The sequence below is a fragment of the Sorangium sp. So ce302 genome (assembly GCF_051530145.1).
GTDB classification, from domain to species: domain Bacteria; phylum Myxococcota_A; class Polyangia; order Polyangiales; family Polyangiaceae; genus Sorangium; species Sorangium cellulosum_B.
Window position 1 is genome coordinate 10,279,017 of sequence record NZ_CP150326.1, and the last position, 23,474, is coordinate 10,302,490.

Sequence of the window (23,474 nt, forward strand, 5' to 3'; positions counted from 1 at the left end):
GGCGAGATGCGAGGAGCCGAGCGCATGCGCACTGGATGGATGGAAGCTGAAGGCCAGGAGAGCTCGGGCATGCGGCGCGTGATGTCCGGCGCCGCCGAGCAGGCGGCATGAACGCCGCCGACGCGCTCGTGCTCTTCGGAGCGACAGGCGACCTGGCCTTCAAGAAGATCTTCCCGGCGCTGGCCGGGCTGATCCGCCGCCGCAAGCTGGAGGTGCCGATCGTCGGCGTGGCCAAGAGCCCGTGGAGCCTCGATCAGCTCTACGCCCGCGTCCGCGAGAGCCTCGAGCGGGCGGGCGCGTTCGAGGCGGGCGTGTACCGCGAGCTGTGCGCGCGGCTCTCGTACGTGAGCGGGGATTACGCCGATCCGGCGACGTTCCACCGCCTCCGCGAGCGGCTCGGCACCGCCCAGCGGCCGCTCCACTACATGGCCGTGCCGCCCGACCTGTTCGAAGAGGTCGTCAAGGCGCTCGACCGCTCCGGGTGCGTGCGGCGAGGGCGGCTCGTCGTCGAGAAGCCGTTCGGCCACGATCTGGAGTCCGCTCGGGCGCTCTACCGCACGCTCGCGAGCGTCTTTCCGGAAGAGGAGATCTTCCGGATCGACCACTTCCTCGGCAAAGAGCCTGTCCAGAACATCGTTTACTTCCGCTTCGCGAACGCGCTGCTCGAGCCGGTCTGGAACTCCCACCATGTCGAGAGCGTCCAGATCACCATGGCCGAGCGGTTCGGCATCGAGGGCCGCGGCCGGTTCTACGACGCCACCGGGTGCATCCGCGACGTCCTGCAAAACCATCTCCTGCAGGTGCTCGCGTGCCTCGCCATGGATCCCCCCCCGTCCGGGGACGCCGACGCCGTGCGCGCGGAGCGCGTCCGGCTGCTGCGGGCCATCACGCCGCTCGATCCGGCGCACGTCGTCCGCGGTCAATACACCGGGTACCGCGGCGAGCCGGGCGTCGCGCCAGGGTCGCAGGTCGAGACGTTCTGCGCCGCGCGGCTCCGCATCCACACCTGGCGCTGGGCGGGCGTGCCGTTCTGCATCCGCGCTGGCAAGCGCCTCGCCGTCACGGCGACCGAGGTGCTCGTCCTGCTGCGGCGGCCTCCGCACGCCGTGTTCGAGGATGTCGGGCGCGGGGCTCCAGACTACGTGCGCATCCGGCTCGCCCCGTCGCCGGAGCTCGCCGTCGGCGTGCGGATCAAGGCGCCCGGCGAGCGGATGGCCGGACAGCCGACCGAGCTGCTCGTGGCGAGCGATCTGTCCGAGGCGCTGGGGCCCTACGAGCGGCTCCTCGGCGATGCGCTCGCCGGCGATCCGACCCTGTTCGCGAGCCAGGCCGAAGTGGAGGCGCAATGGGCCGTGGTCGATCCGGTCCTGGACCAGGCGACGCCGCTCTCGCCCTATGAGCCGGGCAGCTGGGGCCCAGCCGAAGCCGACCGCCTCGTCGCCGACCTCGGCGGGTGGCGTACGCCCTCCCTGGCCACCCCGCTGGCGCGGAGAGCCGCATGACCGCGATTCGCGTGCTGCTCGCCGACGTGGACGGCGCGCTCCTCACGCCCGACGGCGTGCTCACCCCCAGAGCGGAGCAGGCGGCGAGTCGGCTCCGCGACGCCGGGATCGACCTCGCGCTGATGAGCAGGCGCTCGCCGCGCGGCCTGCGCGTCCTGCTCGGGCGGCTGAGGATCGCGACGCCGGTCGCCGCGTTCGGCGGCGCCATGCTGGTGCGGCCGGATCTCTCCGTCATCGAGCAGCACCCGCTCGACAACGGCGCGGCCGCGGTCGTCATCGCGACCCTGGAGCGACACGGCGCCGCGGTCTGGGTCTACCAGGGCGACGACTGGCTGGTGCGCCGCGCCGACGCGCCGCACGTCGCGCGCGAGCAGGCGGTCGCGCAGTGTGTCCCCAGGGTCGTCGAGCGCTGGGAAGGCGTCGTGGACAGCGCGGTCAAGATCGTCGGCGTCAGCGACGACGCCGAGGTGCTGGAGCGCGGCGAGTCGGACCTCCAGGGGGCCTGCGCGTTCTTCTCTGCGTCACGCCCCGTGCCCCATTGCATCGAGGTGATGCACCCGCGGGCCAACTCCGGAGAGGTCGCGAGGACCCTCTCGGCGCGCCTCGGCCTCTCCGGCGCGGCCATGGCCGCGATCGGCGAGCTGCCCGACCATGTGCTCATGTTCCGGGAGAGCGGGCTCAGCATCGCCATGGGGCAGGCGCGCGCCGTCGTGCAGCGGCAAGCCCACTTCATCACGCTGTCGAACGCCGACGAGGGCTTCGCGCACGCCGTGGAGACCTGGCTGCTCACCACGAGCGGTGGCCGCCAGTGAGGGACGAGCGTCAGGCGCGGTCTCCGGCCCGGGGCGCCTGTCACATGCTGGCCACCGGCCGCTGTCGCGCGCTGGTCCCGATCAGCAACATCGACGTGCCGCTGACGAGGACGTTGACGCCGACGATCAGCCCGATCGCCCACGCCGCGGTGCTCGGCCAGCGCCACCAGATCAGGACCCCGAGCGCCAGCGCGAGCAGCCCGTCGAACAGGAGCCAGCCCCAGGCGGGCATCTCGCGGTGCTGGAGCGCGCGGACGATCTTGAGGAAGCCTTCCACGAAGAAGAAGGCCGCGAGGATCAAGGTCAGCGTGACCGTGCCCGTCAACGGGAAGACCACGATCAGGACGCCCGCGGCGATCTGGAGCAGGGCGCTCGCGAGCGACCAGCCGGAGTTGGCCCATCGCCGGTGCTGGATGGCGTGGACGCCCTGGAAGAGGCCGCTCGCCACCAGCACGGCCCCGATGGCGACCGCCGTGACCAGCGAGGCGATCACGGGCATGAGGATCGCGAGAGCGCCAAGCACCAGAAGGGCGATGCCGAGCCCGATGAACGAGCCGCGGTTCTCCCGCAAGGTATGAGGCTCGACCAATTGCAATCCGAAGCTCGTCGTGCGAGCAGAGTCCTGCCAGCGATCAGCCATGTGTGTACCCTCCTCTTCCCGGAGCTGGAGTTTCGCCGTAACGTAAATGGAAGCCCGGCGCCTCACCGGCGTGCCTGCTCGCCGCAACGAGCGCCACGCGCTCCGCCGAGAGCGCATGAGCCGGGCGGGGCACGGCAGGGGTCCGGCCACGGCGAACAAGGTGCCGCCCCCGAGCGGTGTCAAGTGACTCCAGAGCGGCCGGCCTCGCGTGCCCGTGATCGGGTTGCTCACCCCCTCACGCCCAGGGGATGGTCGGCGGCCCTCTCCGCGGCGTCGTTCTACCAGCGATCCGCGCGGCCGGGCCGCTCAGCCGGCGAGCCAGCGCAGGAGCGCCCGCCCGCGCTCACTCGTACCACGTCGGCACGATCTCCCGCACCTCGGGCAGCGCGGCAATACGACAGACCTGGTCCCATGCCGCGTCCTCGAGCGCGCCATGGCGCGCGGTGCACTCGGCGTCTCCCGTGGGGAAGAAGTACAGGGTCTCTGCGGGCACATCGCACCTGGCGCGCCCCCTCGACGAGCCGGCCCGGATCGCGGGCGCGATGCCCCGCACGCGCGCGAGGAGCGCCGCGTCGTCCGACGGCAGGCAAAACTCCAGGGATCCATCGTTCACGCACCCCGTTTCCCTGGTGAACGCGAGCTTCTGGGTCGGGCACGTCGGCGCAGGGGGCGGAGGCCCCTCGACGACCCCGTCCCCCGGCGTGGACGGCGGCGCCGACGTACAGCTCGCCAAGCACGCTATCAGCCAACGAGAGATCGCGAATCGTCGCATGGATCCACTCTCCATGTGCTCCGGCGGCGCACCTCTGGCCGATATCGCAGAGACGCTGGACCTGTCAACCCGGAGGTCCTGCAGTTTGGGCTTGACGTCTCCAGGACGCTTGGGTGTGCTTTCCCCCGGCCTCGGCGGGCTTCAACCTCGACGACCTCGGGCTGGTGCAAAAATGAACCTGCGACTCCTTCTCTCGCTGTCCGCGCTGGGCGCTCCGCTGCTCGTTGCGACGAGCGGCTGGGCCAAGGACTACTACGTGGCCCCGGCGCCCGCCGGCGACGACGCGAACGCCGGCACCGAAGCCGCGCCGTTCGCGTCGATGGCCAAAGCGCAAAGCGTGGCCATGGCCGGCGACGTCTTCTACTTCAAAGGCGGCACGTACACGTACACGGAGGGCACCACCACCTGCTCGAGCGGGACGGCGACCATCAGCGGCGTGGTGCTGAACAAGAGCGGGAGCGCCGGCAACCTGATCAAGTACTGGGCGGCGCCCGGCGAGAAGCCCGTCTTCGATTTCGACGGCATCCGGGATTCTTGCCGTATCAAGGGCATCCTCGTCTCCGGGAATTACATTCACCTCAAGGGACTCGAGATCAAAGGCGTTCGCCAGAACAACAACCTGAACCACGAGTCCTGGGGCGTGTGGAATCAGGGCAGCAACAACATCTTCGAAGCGCTCGACGTCCACCACATCATGGGCGCCGGCATCTTCATCCAGCGCGGCAGCAACAACCTCGTGCTCAACTGCGACTCGCACGACAACTTCGACGAGCTCACGTCGAACGGCGCGGGCGAGAGCGCGGACGGCTTCGGCTGTCACGTCGGCGCCCGGGAGACCGGCAATGTATTCCGAGGCTGCCGCGCCTGGTGGAACGCGGACGACGGCTACGATTTCATCAACTCCGGCGCCGCCTGCCTCGTCGAGCGCTCGTGGGCCTGGTACAACGGCTACAAGCCGGGGACGCAGACCGGCATCGGCAACGGCAACGGCTTCAAGGGCGGCGGCTACGGCGCCGATCCGGCGAGATTTCCGGCCGAGCCCGCGGCCCACACGGTGCAAAACTGTCTCGCCGCCTTCAACAGGGCGGCAGGGTTCTACGCGAACCACCACCCGAGCACGCTCTACTTCTACAACAACACGTCGTACGGCAATCGCCCCGACTTCAACATGCTCGGGATGGATTCGAACGGGAACGACATCACTGTCGGGGTTTACCGGAACAACCTGGCGTTCGGCGGGACGCTGTTCTCGAACCGCAACGGCGCCGACGACGCGAACAACTCCTGGACGGCGGGGGGTGTCACGGTCTCGGACGCGGACTTTCAGAATCCGTCCGAAATGGGGCTGGACGCTCCGCGACAGGCGGACGGCAGCTTGCCCGTGCTCACGAATTTCCGCCTCGCGTCGGACAGCGACGCCATCGACAAGGGCGTCGACGTCGGGCTGCCCTACGCAGGCTCCGCTCCGGATTTCGGCTGCTTCGAGACGGGGTTGGCCGAGACCGAGACCGCCGGGGCTTCCGGCACCGGCGGCGCGGCGAGCGCTGGCTCGGGCGGCGGCGGTGCCGCGGATACGGGGTCGGGCGGCGCGAGCGCAAGCGCAAGCGGAGGAGCGGTAAGCGGCGGCGCAGACAGCGGCGGCACGACGAGCGTCGGTAGCGGCGGAACCCTGGGCACGGGCGGCGATGGCACCGATCCGAGCACGAGCAGCGCCGACGACTCGGCCGGATGCGCGTGCAGCACGCTTGGCGGCCACCGGCCGGATGCAGCGAGCCTCGTGCTCCTCAACCTCGTGCTTTGGGCCTTCAGAGCGCGCCGGAAGCGCCGAGTCCCGGCCAGCGCGTGAGCGCTGCCGCGGCTCGCGTGTCGCAGCCCTTCACCCCGTTCTCCAATTTCGTACGAAGCGCGCTAGACGGCCTATTGCCGGCGTGGCAATGCTTCCATCGCATGAACCCGAGCTCCAAGCCTCAGCTCCAGACCCGACGCGGCCGTCTGTGGCGCCTCCTGTTGGCCCCGAGCGTGTTGTTGGCGAGTGCGGCCTGCTCTGACGGCGGCGCGGCTGACACAGACAATCCAGGAAGCGGCGGGGCTCCGACGAGCGGCGTCAGCTCGGGCGCAGGCGGCACCTTCGCGACGGGTGGCACGACGGCGTCCGGCGGGGGCGCCGCCGGCTCGGGCGGCGACGGAGCTGGCGGCGCCGGCGGTGGCGCCACCACGGGGACGGGCGGCGACGGCGCTGGCGGCGCCACCACGGGGGCGGGCGGCGGGTCGGGAAGCGGCGGAGCGCCCACGATCGATCCCGATGCCCTCTTCGCGGCTCCGGATGGCGCGGCGGACGCGTCGGGAACGATGCGTGATCCCATGACCTTGGCCGCCGCCCTCCTCCGGGCGAACGCGGGTGACACCATCTACCTGCGCGGGGGCACCTACGCGCTCAACACGACCCTCAGCCTGAGCAAGGACGGCATGAGCGGCTCGACCATCGATCTGCGCGCCTACCCCCTGGACAGCGAACGCCCCTTGCTCGACTTTTCCGCCATGGCGGAGAGCTCCAGCAATCGCGGGCTCGTCCTGTCCGGCGACTACTGGCACATCTACGGCATCGATGTTCTCCGAGCCGGCGACAACGGCATGTTCGTCAGCGGTTCCCACAACGTGATCGAATACTCCACGTTCGTCGAATGCGCCGACACCGGACTGCAGCTGGGCGGAGGGGCGGCCGACAACCTGGTGCTCAACTGCGATTCGTATTTCAACGCCGATTCCAGCCTGGAGAACGCCGACGGCTTCGCGGCCAAGCTCGACGTCGGCACGGGCAACAAGTTCGTGGGCTGCCGCGCCTGGAACAACCTCGATGATGGCTGGGACGGCTACCTGCGCCCTGCAAACAACGTCACCACGACCTACGACGACTGCTGGGCCATCGACAACGGGAAGCTCAAGAATGGCTCGGCCGGCGCAGGCGACGGCAACGGCTTCAAGTCCGGCGGCAGCGACGGCAAAGATCTGAGCCACAACGCCATCTACACGCGGTGCATCGCCGCGGGGAACGTCAACGACGGCTTCGACCACAACAGCAACCGCGGCAGCGTCACGATCCTGAACAGCGCGGCGCACGCCAATGGCAGCAACATCAACTTCAGCACCTCGAACATCGCAGCCTCGTTGACCATCAGAAACACGATCTCCCTGGGAACGAACGGGTCACTGTCGGCGACGACCACGAGCATCACGAACAACAGCTGGCAAGGTGGACTGTCGGCCACGAGCGGCGATTTCGTGAGCGTCGACACCAGCCTGCTCAAGGGCCCCCGCAAGGCCGATGGGAGCTTGCCGGACGTCGACTATCTGAAGCTGGTGCCGGGCAGCGATCTCCGCGATGCGGGCGTCGACGTAGGCGTGGAGTACAACGGATCCGCGCCGGATCTCGGTCCCTTCGAGAGCGAAGAGTAGTCCCACCGGCGCAGGCGCGTGAGCCAACGTGCCTGGTGCCCTGAATCGATCAAGCCGGCTTGTCGCGGAGCGCGAGCCCGATCCCTACCGCGGCCGCGCCGATCACGAACGGCAGGACGCCCATCGAGGCGCCGATGTTCACGCACTGATTGGCCTCCTCCGTGCCGACGCGCCGGCCAGGAGGGCGAGCCACGCCGCCCACCCGCACGCCGTGAACGCTTCCAACACGCTTTGCATGCTGCCCTCTAGCGCCGCGCCGACCCGGAGAGAAGCGTCAGGTCCACCGCATGGGGCTCCTCGCGCACCCCTTACCGGCATCGGTTCATCGGCGGAGTCGGGCGCGGAAGGTCACCACTCATGTCGCGCGCGGCGTCCACCTGACGTGGAGCAGAGCCCCCCACCCTGCGAGTCTTCGCCTCCAGCTGACCACAGGAGGCGCTGGCGCCAGCGCCCGGCACGGGACCGCTGCGATTCCGCCCCGATTCCCACGAGGCGGCGCTCCGGCTACGCTCCGCGCTCCGAGGTGCACCCGATGAAGGTTTGGCGAATCGAACGCATGATCGTGATTCCAACAGCGTTCTGCGCTGCGGCGTGCGCCGCTCCAGGCCCCGACGAAGGACCGCTCGCGGCCGCGCGCGCGGCGCTCACCGTCACCGAGGACCAGAAGCTGACCGAGGAGACGCCGGCCCTCCAGCGCGTGTTCGGGTTCGCGGCCGCGGGCAGCGGCGACACGGCGCTGATCGGAGCGCCGGACGAGAACAGCCTGACCCGCGGCGCCGCGCACGTCTACACCGTGACCGACGGGGCCGCGACGCTCGACGCCACGCTCGCGCCCAGCGACGGCGAAAACGGCATGGTGTTCGGCCGTCAGGTGGCCCTCGACGGCGATACCGCTGCCGTCATGGCCAGCGCCAACTATGAGGTGCGGCCGTACGAAGAGCGCGTCTATGTGTTTGTCCGGAGCGACGGCGCCTGGTCGGAGCAAGCGAAGCTGACCGTCCCCGAGGATCCGGCGTTGAGCTTCTCGAGGATGGCGGTCGACGTCGGTGGGGACACGGTCGTCGCGAGCACGGTGGGAGAGGACATCGACCTCGTGCTGGGCAAGGCATTTGCTTTCACGAGGACGGGCAACGCGTGGTCGCCGCGGGTGGAGCTCGTGCCTCAGGACAGCCCTCGGGGATTCGGCTGGTCGATCGCTGTGTCGGGCGACACGGCGATCGTGGGCGCGGCGGCGGATTCGCCCGAAGGCAGCGCGTTCGCCGGCTCGGCCTACGTGTTCGTGCGGGATGGGGGCAGCTGGACGCAACAGGCGAAGCTCCTGCCGCATGACATGAGCGCCCGCGCGTCCTTCGGCTTCTCGGTCGATCTCGCGGGGGACACCGCGGCGATCGGAGCCAAGAGCGCGGTGTACATCTATACGCGGAGCGACGGCGCCTGGACCGAGCAGGCGAAGCTCGTGCCCGCCTTGAGAGGGAGCGAGGCGACAGGGGTGCAGCTCCTGGGCAACGCCGTGGTCGCCGGGTTCGTCGGCGTGGCTGACAACAAGGGGATCGTGTCCGTGTTTCACGGAGGAGAAGGAACATGGACGGAGGCGCGAACGCTCGCGCCGTCGGATGGGCAAACGCTGGATTTTTTCGGGTGGAGCGCGGGATACGCCGGCGGGAGCGTGGTCGTCGGGGCGCCGTACCACAGCGCCCCTCTGGACCGAAGCGGCGCGGCCTATGTGTACGCGCTGCCGTCCCTGGACGGCGCGGCGTGCGTGGCGGACACCGATTGCCTGAGCGGCTCCTGCGAGGCCGGCCAGTGCGCGCCCGGGGGCAGCAGCGGCGCGGGCGGCGGCGGCGCTGGCGGTGAGGCGGGCAGCGGCGGCTCTGGCGGTGACGCGGGCGGCGGTGGCTCTGGCGGTGAGGCGGGCGGCGCGAGCAGCAGTGTTGCGGGCGGCGGTGGCTCTGGCGGTGAGGCGGGCGGCGCGAGCAGCAGTGTTGCGGGCGGCGGTGGCTCTGGCGGTGAGGCGGGCGGCGCGAGCAGCAGTGTTGCGGGCAGCGGCGGCTCTGGCGGTGAGGCGGGCAGCGGCGGCTCTGGCGGTGAGGCGGGCAGCGGTGGAAACGCGGGCAGTAGCACGGCGTCAGCCGGTACGGGCAGTCCTGGGACCGACGCCGGCGGGGATGGCGGCTGCCGCATGGGCGGTCCAGGTCAGCCGACGCGCAGCGCTTCCACCCTCATGGCCTTCGCGCTCGCGCTGGCCGTCTTGCCGGCAAGGCGCCTCCGCGATGCGCGCCGCCGGCGGCTGGCGGCCCGGGATACGGCCCTCCCGGCTTGACACCACAGCTCGCCCGCTGCGGGGCCCTTGCCGGTGGGGATCGCCTCGCTCATGTTCCCGGCCGCAGGGCCGTGTCGCGCCGCCGAGCCCGGGCGGCCGTGCCTGCTCGTCCAGAGGGAACAGGCAGGCGTTCGCGCTGGCGTTTCCCGGGCAGCCGCGGACCGTGACGTTCGACAACGTCGCGCGGGCGCTCGCGGCGTTCGAGGCCACGCTGTTCACGCGGAGCCGCTGGGACGTGTTCCTCGAGGGGGACAATCCATGACGGCTCGGTCTCCTCGCTGGAGGAGGCCGTGAGGAGGATGGCGAGACACCAGCTCGGGAAGGAGCTGGACGACAAGGAGGTGCACCTGATCACCCGCTGGCTCGACAGCCTGACGGGCCAGATCCCCCGCGCCGACATCGAGCTCGACGAGGCGTCGGCGCGATCGTGCTGGAGCCCGGATACCCAGGAAAATTGTGACCCACCTCAGCCCGCGGCTGGGATAACATCGCCCTGGACGGCGATGGACGCGCAGAAGACCGTGGCGCTCGAGGCGGAGCTGGACGCGTTGCAGAAGGAAGTGCAGCGCCTGCGCTCCCGCGTCGCCGAGCTGGAGGAGGCCGGCCGCGGCTTCCCGGAGCGCTTGCTCGACGCGCTGCCCAGCCTCGTTTACGTGCTCGATCTCGATGAGGGGCGGCACGTCTACCGGAACCGGGAGCTCACCGATCTCGTCGGAGAGGGCGGCGGAGCCGCGGCGGGCTCGCCCCGCGGCGACGGCCTGTCCCCGATAGTCCATCCGGACGATATCGGTCGCATCGAGGAGTACCGGGCTCGCGTGGCCGCCTCCGAGAGCGGGGAGCAGGCGACGGTGGAGTACCGCGTGCGCGGTCGCGACGGCGGCTGGCGATGGTTCCTCGAGCGAGGCGTCGCGCTCGGCCGCGAGGGACCGGGGCGGCGGATGCTGGGCTCGGCGCACGACATCACCGCGCGCAAGCACACGGAGCAGATGCTCGAGCGGAGTGAGAGCCTGCTCCATGCGTTCCTCGAATACACGCCGTCCATGATGGTCGCCGTGGACGCCGCGGGCCGGCTCCTCCTCGTGAACCGCGAAATCGAGTCATTCTACAAGATGAGCCGCGAGGAATTGCTGGGGCGGGTCGTCTACGACCTTCTCCCGGCGCCGGCGGCCGCCTCGATACGAAAGGCCAATGAAGAGGTGGCGGCCGCCGGACGCCCGGGCGCATCCGAGCAGGTGCTCGTCTACCCGAACGGTCCGCGCACCTACCTGTCGACCAAGTTCCCCATCCGCGACGCCGAGGGGAAGATCTACGCGGTCGGGACGATCTCGGTGGACATCAGCCGAGCCAAGCAGGCCGAGGCCGAGCGCGCGGAGATGCAGCGGCGGCTCATCGAGATGCAGCAGGCGACGATCCAGGAGCTCATCACGCCGCTCCTGCCGCTGGCGCGTGGCGTCGTCGCGATGCCGATCGTCGGGAGCGTCGACCCCGCGCGCGCCGAGCAGATCCTGACGACGTTGCTTGAAGGGATCGCCGCCCAGCAGGCCAGGATCGCCATCCTCGACATCACCGGGGTGAAGGTCGTCGACGAGCGGGTGGCGCAATCCTTCGTCGACGCGGCCCGGGCCGCGGGATTGCTCGGCACCCGGGTCGTGCTCACCGGGATCAAGCCGCAGATCGCGCAGACGCTCACCACGATCGGCGCCGATCTGAGCGGCATCGTCACCAAAGGGACCCTGGAGAGCGGCATCGCTTACGCGCTGGGACGCCGGCTCCGCTGGTGACCAAGCGCGCTCCCACCGAGCGACCGGGTGTACGCGGATACGCACAAGGCCTTCACGGCATCGGCGAAGCCCGCGAGGACCTCGGGAGAGCAGGTTTCAGGCGCCCCTGACGGTGTACTCTGGTGATGACATGCGCCCGCGCCCATCATGGAGCGCGGGGCGCTGTCGGTACAACGTGCGATGTGACCCAGGAGGTTGCGTATGAAGCCTGGAGTGATGCCGTTACGTGGCGCGATCGTGGTGACCATGGCCGTCAGCCTGGTCGCGGGGGCAGCGCTGGCCCGCGGCGTGCCGATGCTGGAGAGTTACGATCCAATGCCCGGTCCCTCGCCGTGGGGCCCTGACGACGAGGCGGGCGCCTCCAACACGCAGACGCCGGACAAGGTCCTCGAGGGAAAGCGCCTGATCAAGGAGGGCAAGGTCTATCGTCTGGGTCACGTCTACGAGCCGGGGATGCCGACGTTCCCGGGCAACCAGGGGCTCTCCGTGGAGGCCGGGCCGACCGCGGTCATCCAGCAGCAGGTCACGAACTCCGAGGTGATGCACGGGGAATTCGGCCAGATGGGGACGGAGTTCGACGCGCTGGGCCATTTCGGCTACATCCCGCCCGGGAGCACGGACCCCGCCGACGCGCTCTTCTACAACCAGTTCACTGGCGCCGAGATCCTCACGGAAGACGGGCTCGCGCACCTCGGCGTCGAGAACGTGAAGCCGCTCGTCACGCGCGGCGTGCTCCTCGACGTCAAGCGCTACGCGAACGGCGGGGAGACGCTCGCGTTCGGCCAGGAGATCACGCTGCCCATGGTGATGAAGACGCTGCGCGCGCAGAAGATGGACGCGCGCGACATCGGCGCCGGCGACGTCGTGCTGATCTTCACGGGCTGGGAGGAGAACTGGGAGCTCGGCACCGAGGGGTATTACACGCAGCCAGGCGTGGGGCTGGCCCAGCCGGGGATCGGGCTCGAGGTCGCGAAGTGGCTCTCGTCGAAGGGGATCGCCTGCGTCGGGTCGGACAACTTCGGCATCGAGGTCCTCCCGCCGAAGCCTCCGGTGGCGCCGGGGGTGATCTTCCCGGTGCACCATCACCTGCTGGTGAAGAGCGGAATCTTCATGCACGAGGTGATGGTGCTCTCGGAGCTGGCCGCGGATCTGGCCGCGGAGCTCCAGGAGCGGCCCCACGGCCACAAGAGCCCCTACGAGTTCTTCTACGTCTACAGCCCGCTGCCCCTCCGGGGCGCGTCCGGATCACCGGGCATCCCGCTCGCGATCCGGTGAGCGGATCGGCGCGCCGGCGCCGCGCGCGCCCGCATGTCGCCACTGTCCTCTGGGCCTCTGTGGTTCGAGCTCTCGCTTCAGGGCGCCAGAAGCGCTCTCAGCCACGCCGCGCAGACGTCAACCGAGGCGTTTTCTCATGCTCAGGCTCGTGATCCGGTAGCCGAGCGACTCGTAGAGCCGCCGCGCCCGCGTGTTCTGCGCGAAGACGTGGAGCTCGATATCCCGCGCGCCCAGGCCGCGGGCGGCCTCCTCGGCGAGCGCCATGACCCGGCGCCCGAGGCCCCGGCCGCGGGCGTCCTCACGCAGGTGAAGCTCGTAGACGAAGGCGCTTCGAAACCCGTCCACGCTGGTCATCCCGATCCAGAGGTGCCCGACCACGGCATTCCCTTCCAGCACCGAATAGAGGTGGTGGTCGGGGGTGGCGAGCCCCTGCGGCAGGAGCACCTCCACCTGGGAGCGCGCGTTGCGCAGCGCGTCCGCGGTCCCGGCGTCCACGGCGCTCGCGCGCTCGCCCGCGTACGAAGAGATCACGAGCTCGACGAACGCACCGAGCTCTGTGACATCGAGAGGCCGCAGGGCGACGGGGGGGTCGGTCATCGGTAGATCCTACTTGCTCCTGCCCGGCCGTGTAGCCGGGCGAGGAGGTTAGGGCAACCGAGGATCGCCGGCGAACTCGGCAGCTTCACCCGGGGTGCTCGGCTCGCTCGCTCGGCTGCTCTGGGTCTGGTAGCATGGTCGTTGGCCATGCTCGAGCTCCTCCGCAACGCGCACCACACCGTGACGGTCGACCCGGTCTCGCAGATCGCGCGGGTCACGCGGAGCCCGCTGCCGTCCGAGTCTGCCACGCAGTTCGAGGAGCTATGGATGGAGGTGAGCCGCGCGCTCGACCGGGTCGACCGCCATCGGCTGTGTCTGCTCATCGATCTGCGCGCGGCGGTGGGGCGCAATGATCCGCAGTTCGAGGCGGCGATGCAGCGGATTCGGCCGGTCGTGATGGGCCGCTTCCGGCGCGTCGCCATCCTCGTGCGGACGACCGCGGGGGCGCTGCAGATCCAGCGCCATTTCCGCGAGGACGGCATCGATCGGATGATCGGCAGCGACGAGGCCCGGCTGCTCGATTACCTCCGAGAAGCACCGGCGCGCATCCGTTGATGCGGGTCGCGATCGGCGCAGCCCACCAGACGCGCGCAGCTGCGCCGTCTGCGATCTGTATCGAGGTGTCCTCCGTCCGGCGATATCCATCGCGGTGTCCCATGTTCCGTGAGGAGACGATGATCCGAAGTCACCCGCGGCGCCGCCGCAGGGCGAACCGCTGCCAGCCACGCTCCATCCCAGACCGACCCCCGGCCCGAGCCGCGGCACGCCCTCTACAGTGCTCAGGCGAGCCAGACGCGGCTCGCCTTTCGTGACCGGCCGGCGACGATTTTTGTAACCTGGCGAAAAACCAAAGACTTTGTGGGCCAGCGACCGCGCCGCCCACGCGGGCTCTCGGCGAGCGCCTGGGCGGGTGTCGCCCTCGAGGGACGTGGCCAGTCGAAGACTGGGACGGATCACCACGCTTGGGCGCCGCGGCCCATGTCCTTTTTGAGCTTGCGCAGCCCCCGTACTCCGGTCTTCTCGTTTGTGCGATGTGCTTGTCAGTTCGCGAATTCGACGTATAGTGTATTCGAATCGCGCCCCTACCGTCCGCAATGTAGTCATGCGGCGTGTTGCAGCGCTCGTGTCGATCTGCCAGGTCGAGGCCCCATCCGTCCCGGTTTCGCATCTTGCGATGCCCTGGACGGTGTGTTCCGTACCGGAGAGGCGCGGCGGGAGGACAGCGAGGCATGCCTGGCGCTCGATGAGCGGTCGAGTCGAGAGATCGACAGTCTACTCGATGGGGGGAGAGGGGTATGGTGGTACGGACCGATTGCGGTATCGAGGCTCGTGTTCCCAAGGATGGCCGCTGGGCTTCCGGTCGTTGCGACCGACGTGGGCGGCGTGTCCACCGTGCTCGTTCACGGGGAGACGGGCTTCCTCGTGCCGTCCGACGAGGTAGCGCCGCTCGCCGCGAGGCTCTCGGAGCTCCACGCCAATCCCGCCCGCGCCGCGCAGATGGGCCGGAGCGGCCGGATGCTCGCGCTCCGGCGCTACTCCGCCATCCGGATGGCCGAGCGCTACATGGAACTGTACGCGCTGCTGCTCCTGGCGATCACCCGTCGTCGCGCTCGCCGGCGCCGCTCGCGAGCTGATCAGGCGGCGGAGCGCCGCCGTCGCCGAACGCTGCTGCTTTCACGCGCTCTCGAGGGGGGGACGACTCATGTCGAACGCAATGCAATGGCTCTCGGATCTCCTGGCCGCACCGTGGGCGACGCGGCCATTCACACCAGTGATGCACGGCCATTCGACCATCATCGTGATGCATCGGCTCGCCGACCCGGATCGCGGGATCGAGGGCCTCGATCCGCGCGCCCTCCGGCGCGCGCTGCAGTTCCTGAGACGCGAGCGGTATCCGCTCGTGTCGCTCGAGCGGGTGTTCCGAGGCCTCGCGGGCGAGGAGCCGCCCGTCGACCGGGCCGTCGCCTTCACGATGGATGACGGCACGATCGACCAGGCGACGGTCGCCGCGCCGATCTTCGCGGAGTTCGATTGCCCGGCCACCATCTTCGTGGTGAGCGGCTATCTGGACGGCCATCTGTGGTGCTGGTGGCACCGCGTGGAGCACGTGTTCGAGACGACGCGGCGCCGCGAGCTCAGCGTGATGGTGGGCGGCCTCCGCCACGTCATCCGCCTGGACGACGGCGTCCCGCGGGCGCAGCTCGCGCGGCGCTTCATGGAGCGCTGCAAGCGTGTGCCCGAGACCGAGAAGCTCCGCGCCATCCAGCGGCTCGCCGCCGCGGCCGAGGTCGATCTCCCGGCGCGCCCTCCCGCGCGGTACGCGCCCATGTCGTGGGATGACGTCCGCGCGTGCGAGGCGCGCGGCATCACGTTCGGTCCGCACACGGTCACCCATCCGGTGCTCTCCAGGACGAGCGACGCGCAATCGAAGCACGAGATCCACGTGTCCTGGGCGCGCCTGCGCGCCGAGGCCAGGCGCCCGGTCCCCATCTTCTGTTATCCGAACGGGCACGTGGGGGCGGACTTCGGTCCTCGCGAGTGCGCGACGCTTCGCCGGCTCGGCTTCCTGGGAGCCGTGACCCACTGGCCTGACGACTATGCGACGGTCAGCGGATTCCGTAGCTCCGCGGACGCGCCGTTCTCGGTGCCGCGGATCGACTTCGGCGCGGATCACCGGAGCCTCATCCGCTCGGTGTCGGGCGTCCCGTGGACCAAGCAGCTACTGCAGCGGCAACTCGCCCTGCGAAGCGCGGTGGCCCCGGTCGATCCGGGCCTGACGCTCGATGGATCCCAGGACGAAGCCGAGGGCTCGCCGATCCAGTGATCGCGGAACCCGCGCGCGGCCGCTCATGCAGGTCGCGGACGGCGCGGCCCCCGGCGCGCGCCGGAGCGCCAGGCGCTGCTCGGCGCGAGGGGATCCCCTGCGCCCGAGGAGCCCGGCCGGGCGCTCACTTCTTTCGATAGGCGCCCGGCGTCGTCCCCGTACGGCGCTTGAACGCCGTCGTGAGGTGCCCCTGATTGGCGAAGCCACACTCCAGCGCGATCTCCGCGATGGACAGCCGCTCGTCCTGGAGCATGGTCATCGCCTTCTCGATGCGGCGCGAAATGACGTACTGGTGGGGAGTCTGGTGAAACGCGCTCTTGAACAGGCGCGAGAAATGGTCCGGCGAGTAGCCCACCAGCCCCGCCAGGTCGACGAGCCCGAAGTTCGAGGAGAGCTCGCTGTCCACGAATTTTTCGATCTGGGTTCGCTGGCTCCTCGAGAGGCTCGCGTTGCGCAGCGAGATCTCCGCCCCGGATCCCGCTCCGTACCGCGCCGATAGGTAGGAAGCCAGCGCCAGGCAGAGCGACTGCACGTAGACGGCCCCGAAGTACTCCTGCCCCTCGGCCTGCGCCTGCAGGCGCCGGACCAGGTCGACGACATGGGCGTCGACCAGACCGAACCGCGGCTCCCGCTCCGGGACCAGCACGGCGGACGGAGACGCACAGAGAGCCAACATGGATGCTTCGGGGAAGTTCACCGACGTGCACACGGAGGGCCGCCCCCGCCACGCGACGCTGTGCAGCCTTGTCCTCCGCGGCAAGAGGTCCATCATTCCCGAGAGCCGCTCGAAGGAATGCTCCCGGACCTCGCCCGAGGTCGGCTCCGCGAAGTGAATGTCGACCTGCGAGGGGCCTCCCGTCCACACCAGGACCGCATCACTCTCCGCCGAGAGCCCCTCGATCCGGCCGCTCTCGGGCACGTACCCGATCCGGAGGGGCAGCCCCACCCAGTCCGATCCGGTGAGAGCCGCCCCGTACTTTGCTGAGAACTCCGCGGTCATGCCTGGGGTCGCCCCGGAGCATCGTCGACGTCGAGGAACACGGGGGTCAAGCCCCTCGTGCGCTCGGCATGTGAGCGCACACACACCTCTGCTCGCGGGCGCCGGGTGGATCGGATCCCGCGCGTCGGGATCCTGAAAACCTTCGCCGGGAATTTGAACGACCTCGCTGCGAGCGCCACGTACCCTTCCCTTCACTTCCTCGCAGAGGCTGTGCGGGTGGTGTGACACTGCGCCGAGCTCCCGCTCTCTCTGCTTACAACATAATTTTATTCGGTCGCTGACCGGGAGCGCTGCTCACATGTCTACCTCGACCTCTCCGCTGCTCGTCCGTCATGGCGCATTCGGCACCTTTGCCCGCGGGATTCCGCTCGTGGGCCTTCTCTTGGTCGGTTCCATGGCTTGCTCCAGCGCCTCCGATGGGTCGTCCGACGGCTCGGGCGGCTCCGGAGGAGGTGCTTCTTCCTCCGGCAGCGCCCAGACGACGAGCGCGGGTGAGGGCTCGGGAGTCTCCTCGACAACGAGCGGAGCGAGCAGCACGACGGCGACCAGCGGCTCGGGCGGCGGGGCTTCTTCCAGCAGCTCGAGCAGCGCCGGAGGGGCTGGGGGCGCGAGCAGCAGCAGCAGCGCAGCGGAAGGAACGAGCGGGAGCGGGGGCTCTCCGGATGCAGGGTTCCAGCCTTGCCCTGCGACGGGCGCCTGCAAGATCCTGCCCCTCGGGGACTCGATCACCTTCGGTCTCGGCTCCGACGGCGGCTACCGGGTCGAGCTCTTCCACCTCGCCACGCAGGACGGCCACGAGGTCACCTTCACGGGCAGCCAGCCGGGGAACGGCCCCGCGATGGTCGATGGCAAGCCGTTCCCCCGCAATCACGAGGGCATCAGCGGAGAGACGATCCAGCAGATCGCCAATCGTATACCGACCCCGGGGCTCCGGGAGATGCCGCACATCGTGCTGCTCCACGCCGGCACCAACGACATGTATCGAGAGCCGAACGGCGCCGACACCCGCCTGGGCGCGCTCATCGACGAGCTGATCGCCGAGGCGCCCGACGCGCTGATCGTCGTGAGCAACATCATTCCTTTCCCGAGCGGCGCAAACGCGGTCAGCACGTACAACGCCAAGATCCCCGCGCTGGTCGAGGCGCGCGCCAGCAAGGGCGCGCACGTCCTCTTCGTCGATCAGTTCAAGGATTTCCCCACGTCCGAGCTCGGCGACGGGGTCCATCCCAACAAGGCCGGCTACGCCCGGATGGCGGGCCGCTGGTACGACGCGATCTCCGACTACCTGAGGTGAGCCGGGCGCCAGCCCGATCGAGAGACCGCCGACCCGCTCGGAGCGCGCGGTGGCGCGATCGCCCGACATCATGAGCGTTCCGTCCCGGCGCGCTGAGCACGGTTCGCCATGCTGGCGGTCTTCATCGTCGCGAACGGGGCCTTGTTGGCGCTCACGCGGGCCTTGGGGCGGGACGCCTCGATCATCGCTCGCGCGCTGACGTATGTCACGCTGACCGCCGAGCTCGCATCGAATCAGCTGGCCATGCATGCCACCGGAACGCTGGTGTCACCGTCGGCGCTGTACATCGTCATGTTCGTCGCGCTGTACCGGATCTTCCTCGACTTTCGGTTCGGCCTCTTCGCTGCGGTCCTCGGCTCCTGTCTGTACTGTGGCGTGGGCACCCTCGAGCTCACCGGCGTGATCCGGCCGCATCCATTGTTCAGCCCACCTTCTCCACACCTCTTCTACGCTGAGCCCGCGGCGGCAGCGACCGTGATGGCCAACATGGCTGCCGGCATCTTCCTGGTTTTCTTTGCGTCGAACTACGCAGTGAATCAAACCGCCAAGCTCCACCGTTACCTCACGGAGTCCGTCCTCCGACGCTACCTGCCGCCGTCGCTCGTCGAGCGCGCCGCGCACGGAGAGCTGCGGATGGACGCCGAGCCCGAGCGGCGGGTGGTGACCGTGATGTTCACCGACCTCGTGGGGTTCACATCGCTGTCGGAGAGGCTCGGCGCCGAGGCCGTCGGGCGGCTGCTCAACCAGTACCTGTCGGCGGCGGCCGACGTGGCGCACGCGCACGGAGCCACGGTCGACAAGTTCGTCGGGGACGCCGTCATGATCGTGTTCGGAGCCCCCGATCCCCTCGACCCGGCCGAGCAGGCGCGTCGCTGCGTCGCGCTCGCGCGCGACCTTCAGGCCACGCTGCCGAGCCTGGGTGATGGGATTCGCCTCGTCGCCCGCGCCGGCATCAACACGGGTGACGCCGTCGTGGGCAATTTCGGCTCGCTGGCGCGCTCGGACTACACCGTCATCGGACCTGCCGTGAACATCGCCGCGCGGCTCGAGACGGCGAGTGAGCCGGGCCGTATCCTCCTTGGCGAGAGCACGGCGAAGCTGCTGGACGGCGCCGTTCCGCTGGAAGCCGCTGGCGAGCTCCGGCTGAAGGGCGTAGCTGCGCCGGTGCGAGCCTTCTATGTGAAGTGAGCGGTTGGCCCTCTGCGTGCCCGGTCCTCCGGATCCATCGATCGTGAGCATCGTCGGTCGACCTGGCTGGCGATGATCACCTACGTGAGGGCGGCGGGCTCGCCGGTGCGGCGCGCGGCGGACGACACCCGCCCGAGGGCATCGGCGAGCGCGCCGCGCGGATCCGCCGGCAGGTCGAGCGAGCGCCACGCCACGTAGCCGTCCGGGCGGACCAGCGACGCTCCCCCGGCCCCGAGGCCAAACGCTTTGCAGAACGCTCCTTCCTCGGAGGACCGTACATCCGCGCCGATGCGGACGCATTCGAGCTCGATGCCGAGCTGCTCACCGACCTGCGCTGCGGCGGCGCACCACCGCGCGTCCTCGGTGAGCAGCACCCAGCGTCGCTGGAACAGATCGAGCGTCGACAGCCGCTCGCCGCCCCTCACCACCCACACGTGCGGCGCGCGCGTGCCGGGCTGACCCGCCCATTGCTCGGGCCGCAACGCCGGCGGGAGCCCGTCGCCGGCGCCGAGCACCGCCGTCGATCGGACCAGCTGCCCGAGCTCCATGGCGTCGTCGTCGAGGATCGGCGCGCCTCCGGCGGTCCCGCCCGCGTGCGCCTTGTAGTCTTCGCGGGCGAAGATCTGGTGATGCCGGAGCCACGCGATCGGGCGCCGCTCGGCGTCGTACGTGTCGAGCAGATCGGGCTTCGACGCGCCGGAGAGGACCGCAGAGAGCTTCCACGCGAGGTTGTGGGCGTCCTCGATGCCGGTGTTCGCGCCGTAACCGCCCCGGTTGGGCGGCAGCGTGTGCGCGGCATCCCCGGCGAGGAACACCCTGCCGGACATGAATCGATCGGCGACGAGGGCGCTGATCTCCCAGCGCCCGGTGGTGACGATCTCGATCTCCAGGTCAGCCCTGCCGATCGCCCTGGAGATCAGCGCTCTCAACGTCGCCGCGTCGCGCTCCTGGTCATCCCAGAAGATCAGCACCCAGCGGCCATCGCCGTAGGTGGTGAGGAATGCGCCGAAGCCCGGCTGCTCGATCGCGAACTGCGTGACCCCCGTTCGAAGGTACTCCTCGAGCGGAGCCCGGAAGAGGACGCTGCGCGCCGTCCGGATGTGCCCTCTCCCGGCGCGGCTGATCCCGAGCGCCTCGCGGATCGCGCTGCGGTGGCCGTCCGCCGCCACCAGGTAGGAAGCGCGCAGCGCGACCTCTCGCCCGTCGCGCTCGCGCAGCCAGGCGGTCACGCCGCCTGGGTCCTGCTCGAAGCGGGTCAGCTCGGTCTCGAGCCTCACGTCGGCGCCGAGCTCGATCGCCCTGTCTCGAAGCCTGGGCTCGAGACGATCCTGGGCGATCGCGGCGCCCGCGCACGGCGAGCGCTCGATCGCGGGCGCCACGTGCTCCCCGGGCGTCCACGGGACCTCCTCGAACCACGCCCCGGCCAGGCTCTCGACCCGAGCCCGGCGCAGCCGGAAGCCGGGCGGCACCTGCGGGATGAGCTGGCCCAGCCCGACCGCGCGATAGAGCTCCAGCGTCCTCGGCGTGTAGCCGATCGCGCGTGGATGCGGCGAGCTGCCAGCGTGCCGTTCGATCAGCACCGTGCGCACACCTCGCCAGGCCAGGAACACCGCGGCCGACAGGCCGACCAGGCTGCCCCCGACCACGAGCACCGACGTCGATTCTACGTGCATCAGAACCGTCCTTTGATACAGTGTATCACTACGATACAGTGTATCGCGTCGGATTTGTTGTCAACCGGCTGCTGATGCGAACAAGACGAGCGATGACCGCACGGCAGAAAAAACCGCACGTGACCGGCGCCTCCCTCATCTGGGACCGCCCGGAGCCGGCGCTCCGTCCCGCTCCCGGGCCGCTGAGCAGAGACCGGATCGTGCGCGCGGCCATCGCGCTGGCCGACGCGGAAGGTCTTGCCGCGGTCTCTCTGCGCAAGATCGGGGCTTCGCTCGACGCCGGCCCGATGCGCCTCTACGGCTACCTGGACACCAAGGAAGAGCTGCTCGAGCTGATGGTGGACGCGGTGTACGGGGAGATGGCGTCCGCGGGGCCCATCCCTGGCGGCTGGCGCGACGCCCTAAGGACGATTGCCCACCGCACCCGTCGGGCCGCCAGGGAGCACGGGTGGTTCATCGATCTGCTGGGCGGCCGTCCCCATCTGGGCCCGAACGCCCTCGTGCACCTCGAGGCCTCGCTCGCCGCGCTGAGCGGCGCTCCGGGCTTCGAGGACATCGACGCCGTCATGATGGCGGTCGGGACCGTCAACGCCTACGTGATCGGCGCCATCCGCGCCGAGGCCAACGAGCTGCGCGCCGAGGTCGCCAGTGGCCTGGATCAGACCGAATGGCAGCGGGCGTCGGAGGCGTACATCCGCCGGATGATCGCCACCGGCCGTTTCCCGACGCTCGCCAAGGTGGTCGAGGACGCCACCCACCCGCCGGCCGACGTCGCGTTCGACAGGGGTCTCGACTGCGTGCTCGACGGCATCGCGGCGCGCCTCTCCTGCGGAGCCGCGGCGGGAGCAGGTCGTCGCGAGCGGCGATAGCCGCTGCCTTTCTAGAGCACCCGCAGGAAGGCCGTGAGGTCGGCCTTCTCCTGTGCTGTCAGCTTCGTGCCGAGCACGAGGTTGAAGAACTCCACGGTGTCCTCCAGCGTGAGCAGGCGCCCGTCGTGCAGGTAGGGAGGGCTGTCCTTGATGCCGCGCAGCGGGAACGTCTTGATGGGGCCGTCCGCGGTCGCCATCCGTCCGTTGATGAGCACGGGCTTGAAGAAGCGCTCCGCCCGGAGGTTGTGCATCAGGTTGTCCGTGTAGTACGGCGCGGCATGGCACGTCGCGCACTGGCCCTTGCCGTTGAAGATCTGCTCTCCGCGGAGCTCCTCCGGCGTGGCCTTCGCGGGGTCGAGGCGCCCGTTCAACGCGAGCTTCGGCGCCGGGGGGAAGTCGAGGATCTCCTGGAACTCGGACATCGCGTGGACCTGGTGGCCGCGGTCCAGGATGTTGATCCCCTTCTTCACGGCGATGACGATGTCGCCGTCGAAGTACGCCCCTCGCTGCTCGAACTCGGTGAAGTCCTCGACGGTCTTGAGCGCGCGCTGCGAGCCGAAGAGGCGCTGGATGTTCACGCCGCGCAGGGTCGGGGTGTCGATCCGGTGACGGAACTCCTGCGGTCGGATGTCGCCCACGAGGTGGGTCGCGTTGTTCGTGTGCCCGTTGGCGTGGCAATCGAAGCAGGCGACGCCGAGGCTCGCCCTCTCCGAGCGCCGATCCGCGGTCGCGTTGAACTGCTGCTGCGGAAAAGGCGTGACGAGGAGGCGGAGCCCCTCGAGCTGCTTCGGGTTCAGGATCCCGTTGAAGAGCTCGTAGAAGTTGGCGATGGTGACGAGCTGCCCCCTGGAGACGTCGCCCAGATCAGGCCGCGTGGTGAGGTAGATCGGCGGCGGGAACTCGGAGACGACGTGGTCCGGCAGGTCGAAGTCGAGATCGAAGCGCGTGAGGTCGCGCCCTTCCTGGCGCTTGATCTCCTCGATCTCGAACTTCGGGAAGACCATCCCTCCCTCCGGATGGTTCGGGTGGGGCAGCGGCAGGAAGCCCTGCGGCCAGAGGCCCTGGTCCCGGATGGCGTCGGGCGTGAGCGCGGCCAGCGATTCCCACGTCGTCCCCTTCTCGAGCTTCACCCGGACGCCGCCCTGAACGGGCTTTCCGCGCGACATGGTGACCCCCGGCGCAGGGCGGTTGGCGAGGTCGTACCGCGCCTCGAGCAGCGTCTTCTGGCGCTTCATCAACGCGGGCTTGTCGGCCTTCATCCGGGCCATCAGCGCGGCGAACGGCTCCTTCTCGTCGACCGGCAGATAGCTCGTGCGCGGCGTGTCGGGGCCGGGCGGCGGATACGCGTTCATGGGCGCCCTCGGGCCCGCCGGCGCGACCGTTTCGGCCGTCCCCGGCGGCGCGCCACGCGTGCTGTCAGGCTCCAGAGGTACCGCCCCCGGCGTCGAGGCGCAGTTCACGAGACCGAGCGAGA

At 69.8% G+C, this 23,474-nt stretch carries 20 protein-coding genes and 1 pseudogene; 14 read left to right on the forward strand and 7 right to left on the reverse strand.

Features of this window, described 5'->3' with window-relative positions:
* Nucleotides 1-107: 107 nt before the first annotated feature.
* Nucleotides 108-1,502, forward strand: a complete 1,395-nt coding sequence (gene zwf / locus WME73_RS38885) for a glucose-6-phosphate dehydrogenase (RefSeq protein ID WP_437741331.1) — start codon at nt 108-110, stop codon at nt 1,500-1,502.
* Nucleotides 1,499-2,314, forward strand: coding sequence for an HAD hydrolase family protein (locus WME73_RS38890; protein WP_437912894.1), 816 nt, complete (start codon nt 1,499-1,501; stop codon nt 2,312-2,314). Before zwf ends, WME73_RS38890 begins: the two co-directional genes overlap by 4 nt.
* Nucleotides 2,315-2,354: 40 nt before the next feature.
* Here WME73_RS38890 and WME73_RS38895 read toward each other — a convergent pair whose 3' ends face one another.
* On the reverse strand, nt 2,355-2,954 hold the full coding sequence (locus WME73_RS38895; protein ID WP_437912895.1) for an HdeD family acid-resistance protein: 600 nt from the start codon (nt 2,952-2,954) through the stop codon (nt 2,355-2,357).
* 343 nt (nt 2,955-3,297) lie between these two features.
* A complete protein-coding gene (locus WME73_RS38900) occupies nt 3,298-3,726 on the reverse strand; it encodes a hypothetical protein (RefSeq protein ID WP_437741334.1) in 429 nt (142 codons plus the stop codon).
* A gap of 172 nt (nt 3,727-3,898) precedes the next feature.
* On the opposite strand from WME73_RS38900, the gene WME73_RS38905 reads away from it, so the two are divergent.
* Both WME73_RS38905 and WME73_RS38910 read left to right on the forward strand, forming a co-directional pair.
* Nucleotides 3,899-5,572 carry a right-handed parallel beta-helix repeat-containing protein gene (locus tag WME73_RS38905; protein WP_437912896.1) on the forward strand — a complete coding sequence of 558 codons (1,674 nt, stop codon included), beginning with the start codon at nt 3,899-3,901 and terminating at the stop codon, nt 5,570-5,572.
* A gap of 173 nt (nt 5,573-5,745) precedes the next feature.
* Nucleotides 5,746-7,179: a right-handed parallel beta-helix repeat-containing protein gene (locus WME73_RS38910; RefSeq protein ID WP_437912899.1), complete on the forward strand. Its 1,434-nt coding sequence runs from the start codon at nt 5,746-5,748 to the stop codon at nt 7,177-7,179.
* 49 nt (nt 7,180-7,228) lie between these two features.
* Here WME73_RS38910 and WME73_RS38915 read toward each other — a convergent pair whose 3' ends face one another.
* Nucleotides 7,229-7,372: a hypothetical protein gene (locus WME73_RS38915; protein WP_437741337.1), complete on the reverse strand. Its 144-nt coding sequence runs from the start codon at nt 7,370-7,372 to the stop codon at nt 7,229-7,231.
* A gap of 339 nt (nt 7,373-7,711) precedes the next feature.
* On the opposite strand from WME73_RS38915, the gene WME73_RS38920 reads away from it, so the two are divergent.
* From WME73_RS38920 to WME73_RS38935, 4 genes are all read left to right on the forward strand, one after another.
* Nucleotides 7,712-9,499, forward strand: coding sequence for an FG-GAP repeat protein (locus WME73_RS38920; protein ID WP_437912900.1), 1,788 nt, complete (start codon nt 7,712-7,714; stop codon nt 9,497-9,499).
* A gap of 163 nt (nt 9,500-9,662) precedes the next feature.
* Nucleotides 9,663-9,761 carry a hypothetical protein gene (locus WME73_RS38925; RefSeq protein ID WP_437741339.1) on the forward strand — a complete coding sequence of 33 codons (99 nt, stop codon included), beginning with the start codon at nt 9,663-9,665 and terminating at the stop codon, nt 9,759-9,761.
* 37 nt (nt 9,762-9,798) lie between these two features.
* Nucleotides 9,799-11,280 carry a PAS domain-containing protein gene (locus tag WME73_RS38930; protein WP_437912901.1) on the forward strand — a complete coding sequence of 494 codons (1,482 nt, stop codon included), beginning with the start codon at nt 9,799-9,801 and terminating at the stop codon, nt 11,278-11,280.
* Between the two features lie 201 nt (nt 11,281-11,481).
* Nucleotides 11,482-12,555 (forward strand): cyclase family protein, encoded by a 1,074-nt coding sequence (locus tag WME73_RS38935; protein ID WP_437741341.1) that lies wholly within the window; start codon nt 11,482-11,484, stop codon nt 12,553-12,555.
* Nucleotides 12,556-12,672: 117 nt separating this feature from the next.
* On the opposite strand, the gene WME73_RS38940 is transcribed toward WME73_RS38935, so the two are convergent.
* Nucleotides 12,673-13,152: a GNAT family N-acetyltransferase gene (locus WME73_RS38940; RefSeq protein ID WP_437912902.1), complete on the reverse strand. Its 480-nt coding sequence runs from the start codon at nt 13,150-13,152 to the stop codon at nt 12,673-12,675.
* A 147-nt stretch (nt 13,153-13,299) separates the two neighbouring features.
* Here WME73_RS38940 and WME73_RS38945 point away from each other — a divergent pair, with 147 nt between their 5' ends.
* The 3 genes and pseudogenes from WME73_RS38945 (at nt 13,300) to WME73_RS38955 (ending at nt 15,976) form a co-directional block, all read left to right on the forward strand.
* Nucleotides 13,300-13,707: a hypothetical protein gene (locus WME73_RS38945; protein WP_437741343.1), complete on the forward strand. Its 408-nt coding sequence runs from the start codon at nt 13,300-13,302 to the stop codon at nt 13,705-13,707.
* Nucleotides 13,708-14,493: 786 nt separating this feature from the next.
* Nucleotides 14,494-14,655, forward strand: a pseudogene (locus WME73_RS38950) (glycosyltransferase); the annotation flags it as partial.
* 199 nt (nt 14,656-14,854) lie between these two features.
* Nucleotides 14,855-15,976, forward strand: a complete 1,122-nt coding sequence (locus tag WME73_RS38955) for a polysaccharide deacetylase family protein (protein WP_437741344.1) — start codon at nt 14,855-14,857, stop codon at nt 15,974-15,976.
* Between the two features lie 124 nt (nt 15,977-16,100).
* On the opposite strand, the gene WME73_RS38960 is transcribed toward WME73_RS38955, so the two are convergent.
* A complete protein-coding gene (locus tag WME73_RS38960; protein WP_437741345.1) occupies nt 16,101-16,976 on the reverse strand; it encodes a helix-turn-helix domain-containing protein in 876 nt (291 codons plus the stop codon).
* A gap of 394 nt (nt 16,977-17,370) precedes the next feature.
* On the opposite strand from WME73_RS38960, the gene WME73_RS38965 reads away from it, so the two are divergent.
* Together WME73_RS38965 and WME73_RS38970 are read left to right on the forward strand one after the other, a co-directional pair.
* Entirely contained in the window at nt 17,371-18,270 is a 900-nt protein-coding gene (locus WME73_RS38965; protein ID WP_437912903.1) for an SGNH/GDSL hydrolase family protein, read from the forward strand.
* Between the two features lie 108 nt (nt 18,271-18,378).
* Nucleotides 18,379-19,458 (forward strand): adenylate/guanylate cyclase domain-containing protein, encoded by a 1,080-nt coding sequence (locus WME73_RS38970; RefSeq protein ID WP_437912905.1) that lies wholly within the window; start codon nt 18,379-18,381, stop codon nt 19,456-19,458.
* An 80-nt stretch (nt 19,459-19,538) separates the two neighbouring features.
* On the opposite strand, the gene WME73_RS38975 is transcribed toward WME73_RS38970, so the two are convergent.
* On the reverse strand, nt 19,539-21,131 hold the full coding sequence (locus WME73_RS38975; protein WP_437912907.1) for an FAD-dependent monooxygenase: 1,593 nt from the start codon (nt 21,129-21,131) through the stop codon (nt 19,539-19,541).
* Nucleotides 21,132-21,223: 92 nt separating this feature from the next.
* Here WME73_RS38975 and WME73_RS38980 point away from each other — a divergent pair, with 92 nt between their 5' ends.
* Nucleotides 21,224-22,000 (forward strand): TetR/AcrR family transcriptional regulator, encoded by a 777-nt coding sequence (locus WME73_RS38980; protein ID WP_437912908.1) that lies wholly within the window; start codon nt 21,224-21,226, stop codon nt 21,998-22,000.
* An 11-nt stretch (nt 22,001-22,011) separates the two neighbouring features.
* On the opposite strand, the gene WME73_RS38985 is transcribed toward WME73_RS38980, so the two are convergent.
* Entirely contained in the window at nt 22,012-23,352 is a 1,341-nt protein-coding gene (locus WME73_RS38985) for a cytochrome B6 (RefSeq protein WP_437748086.1), read from the reverse strand.
* Between the last annotated feature and the right edge of the window lie 122 nt (nt 23,353-23,474).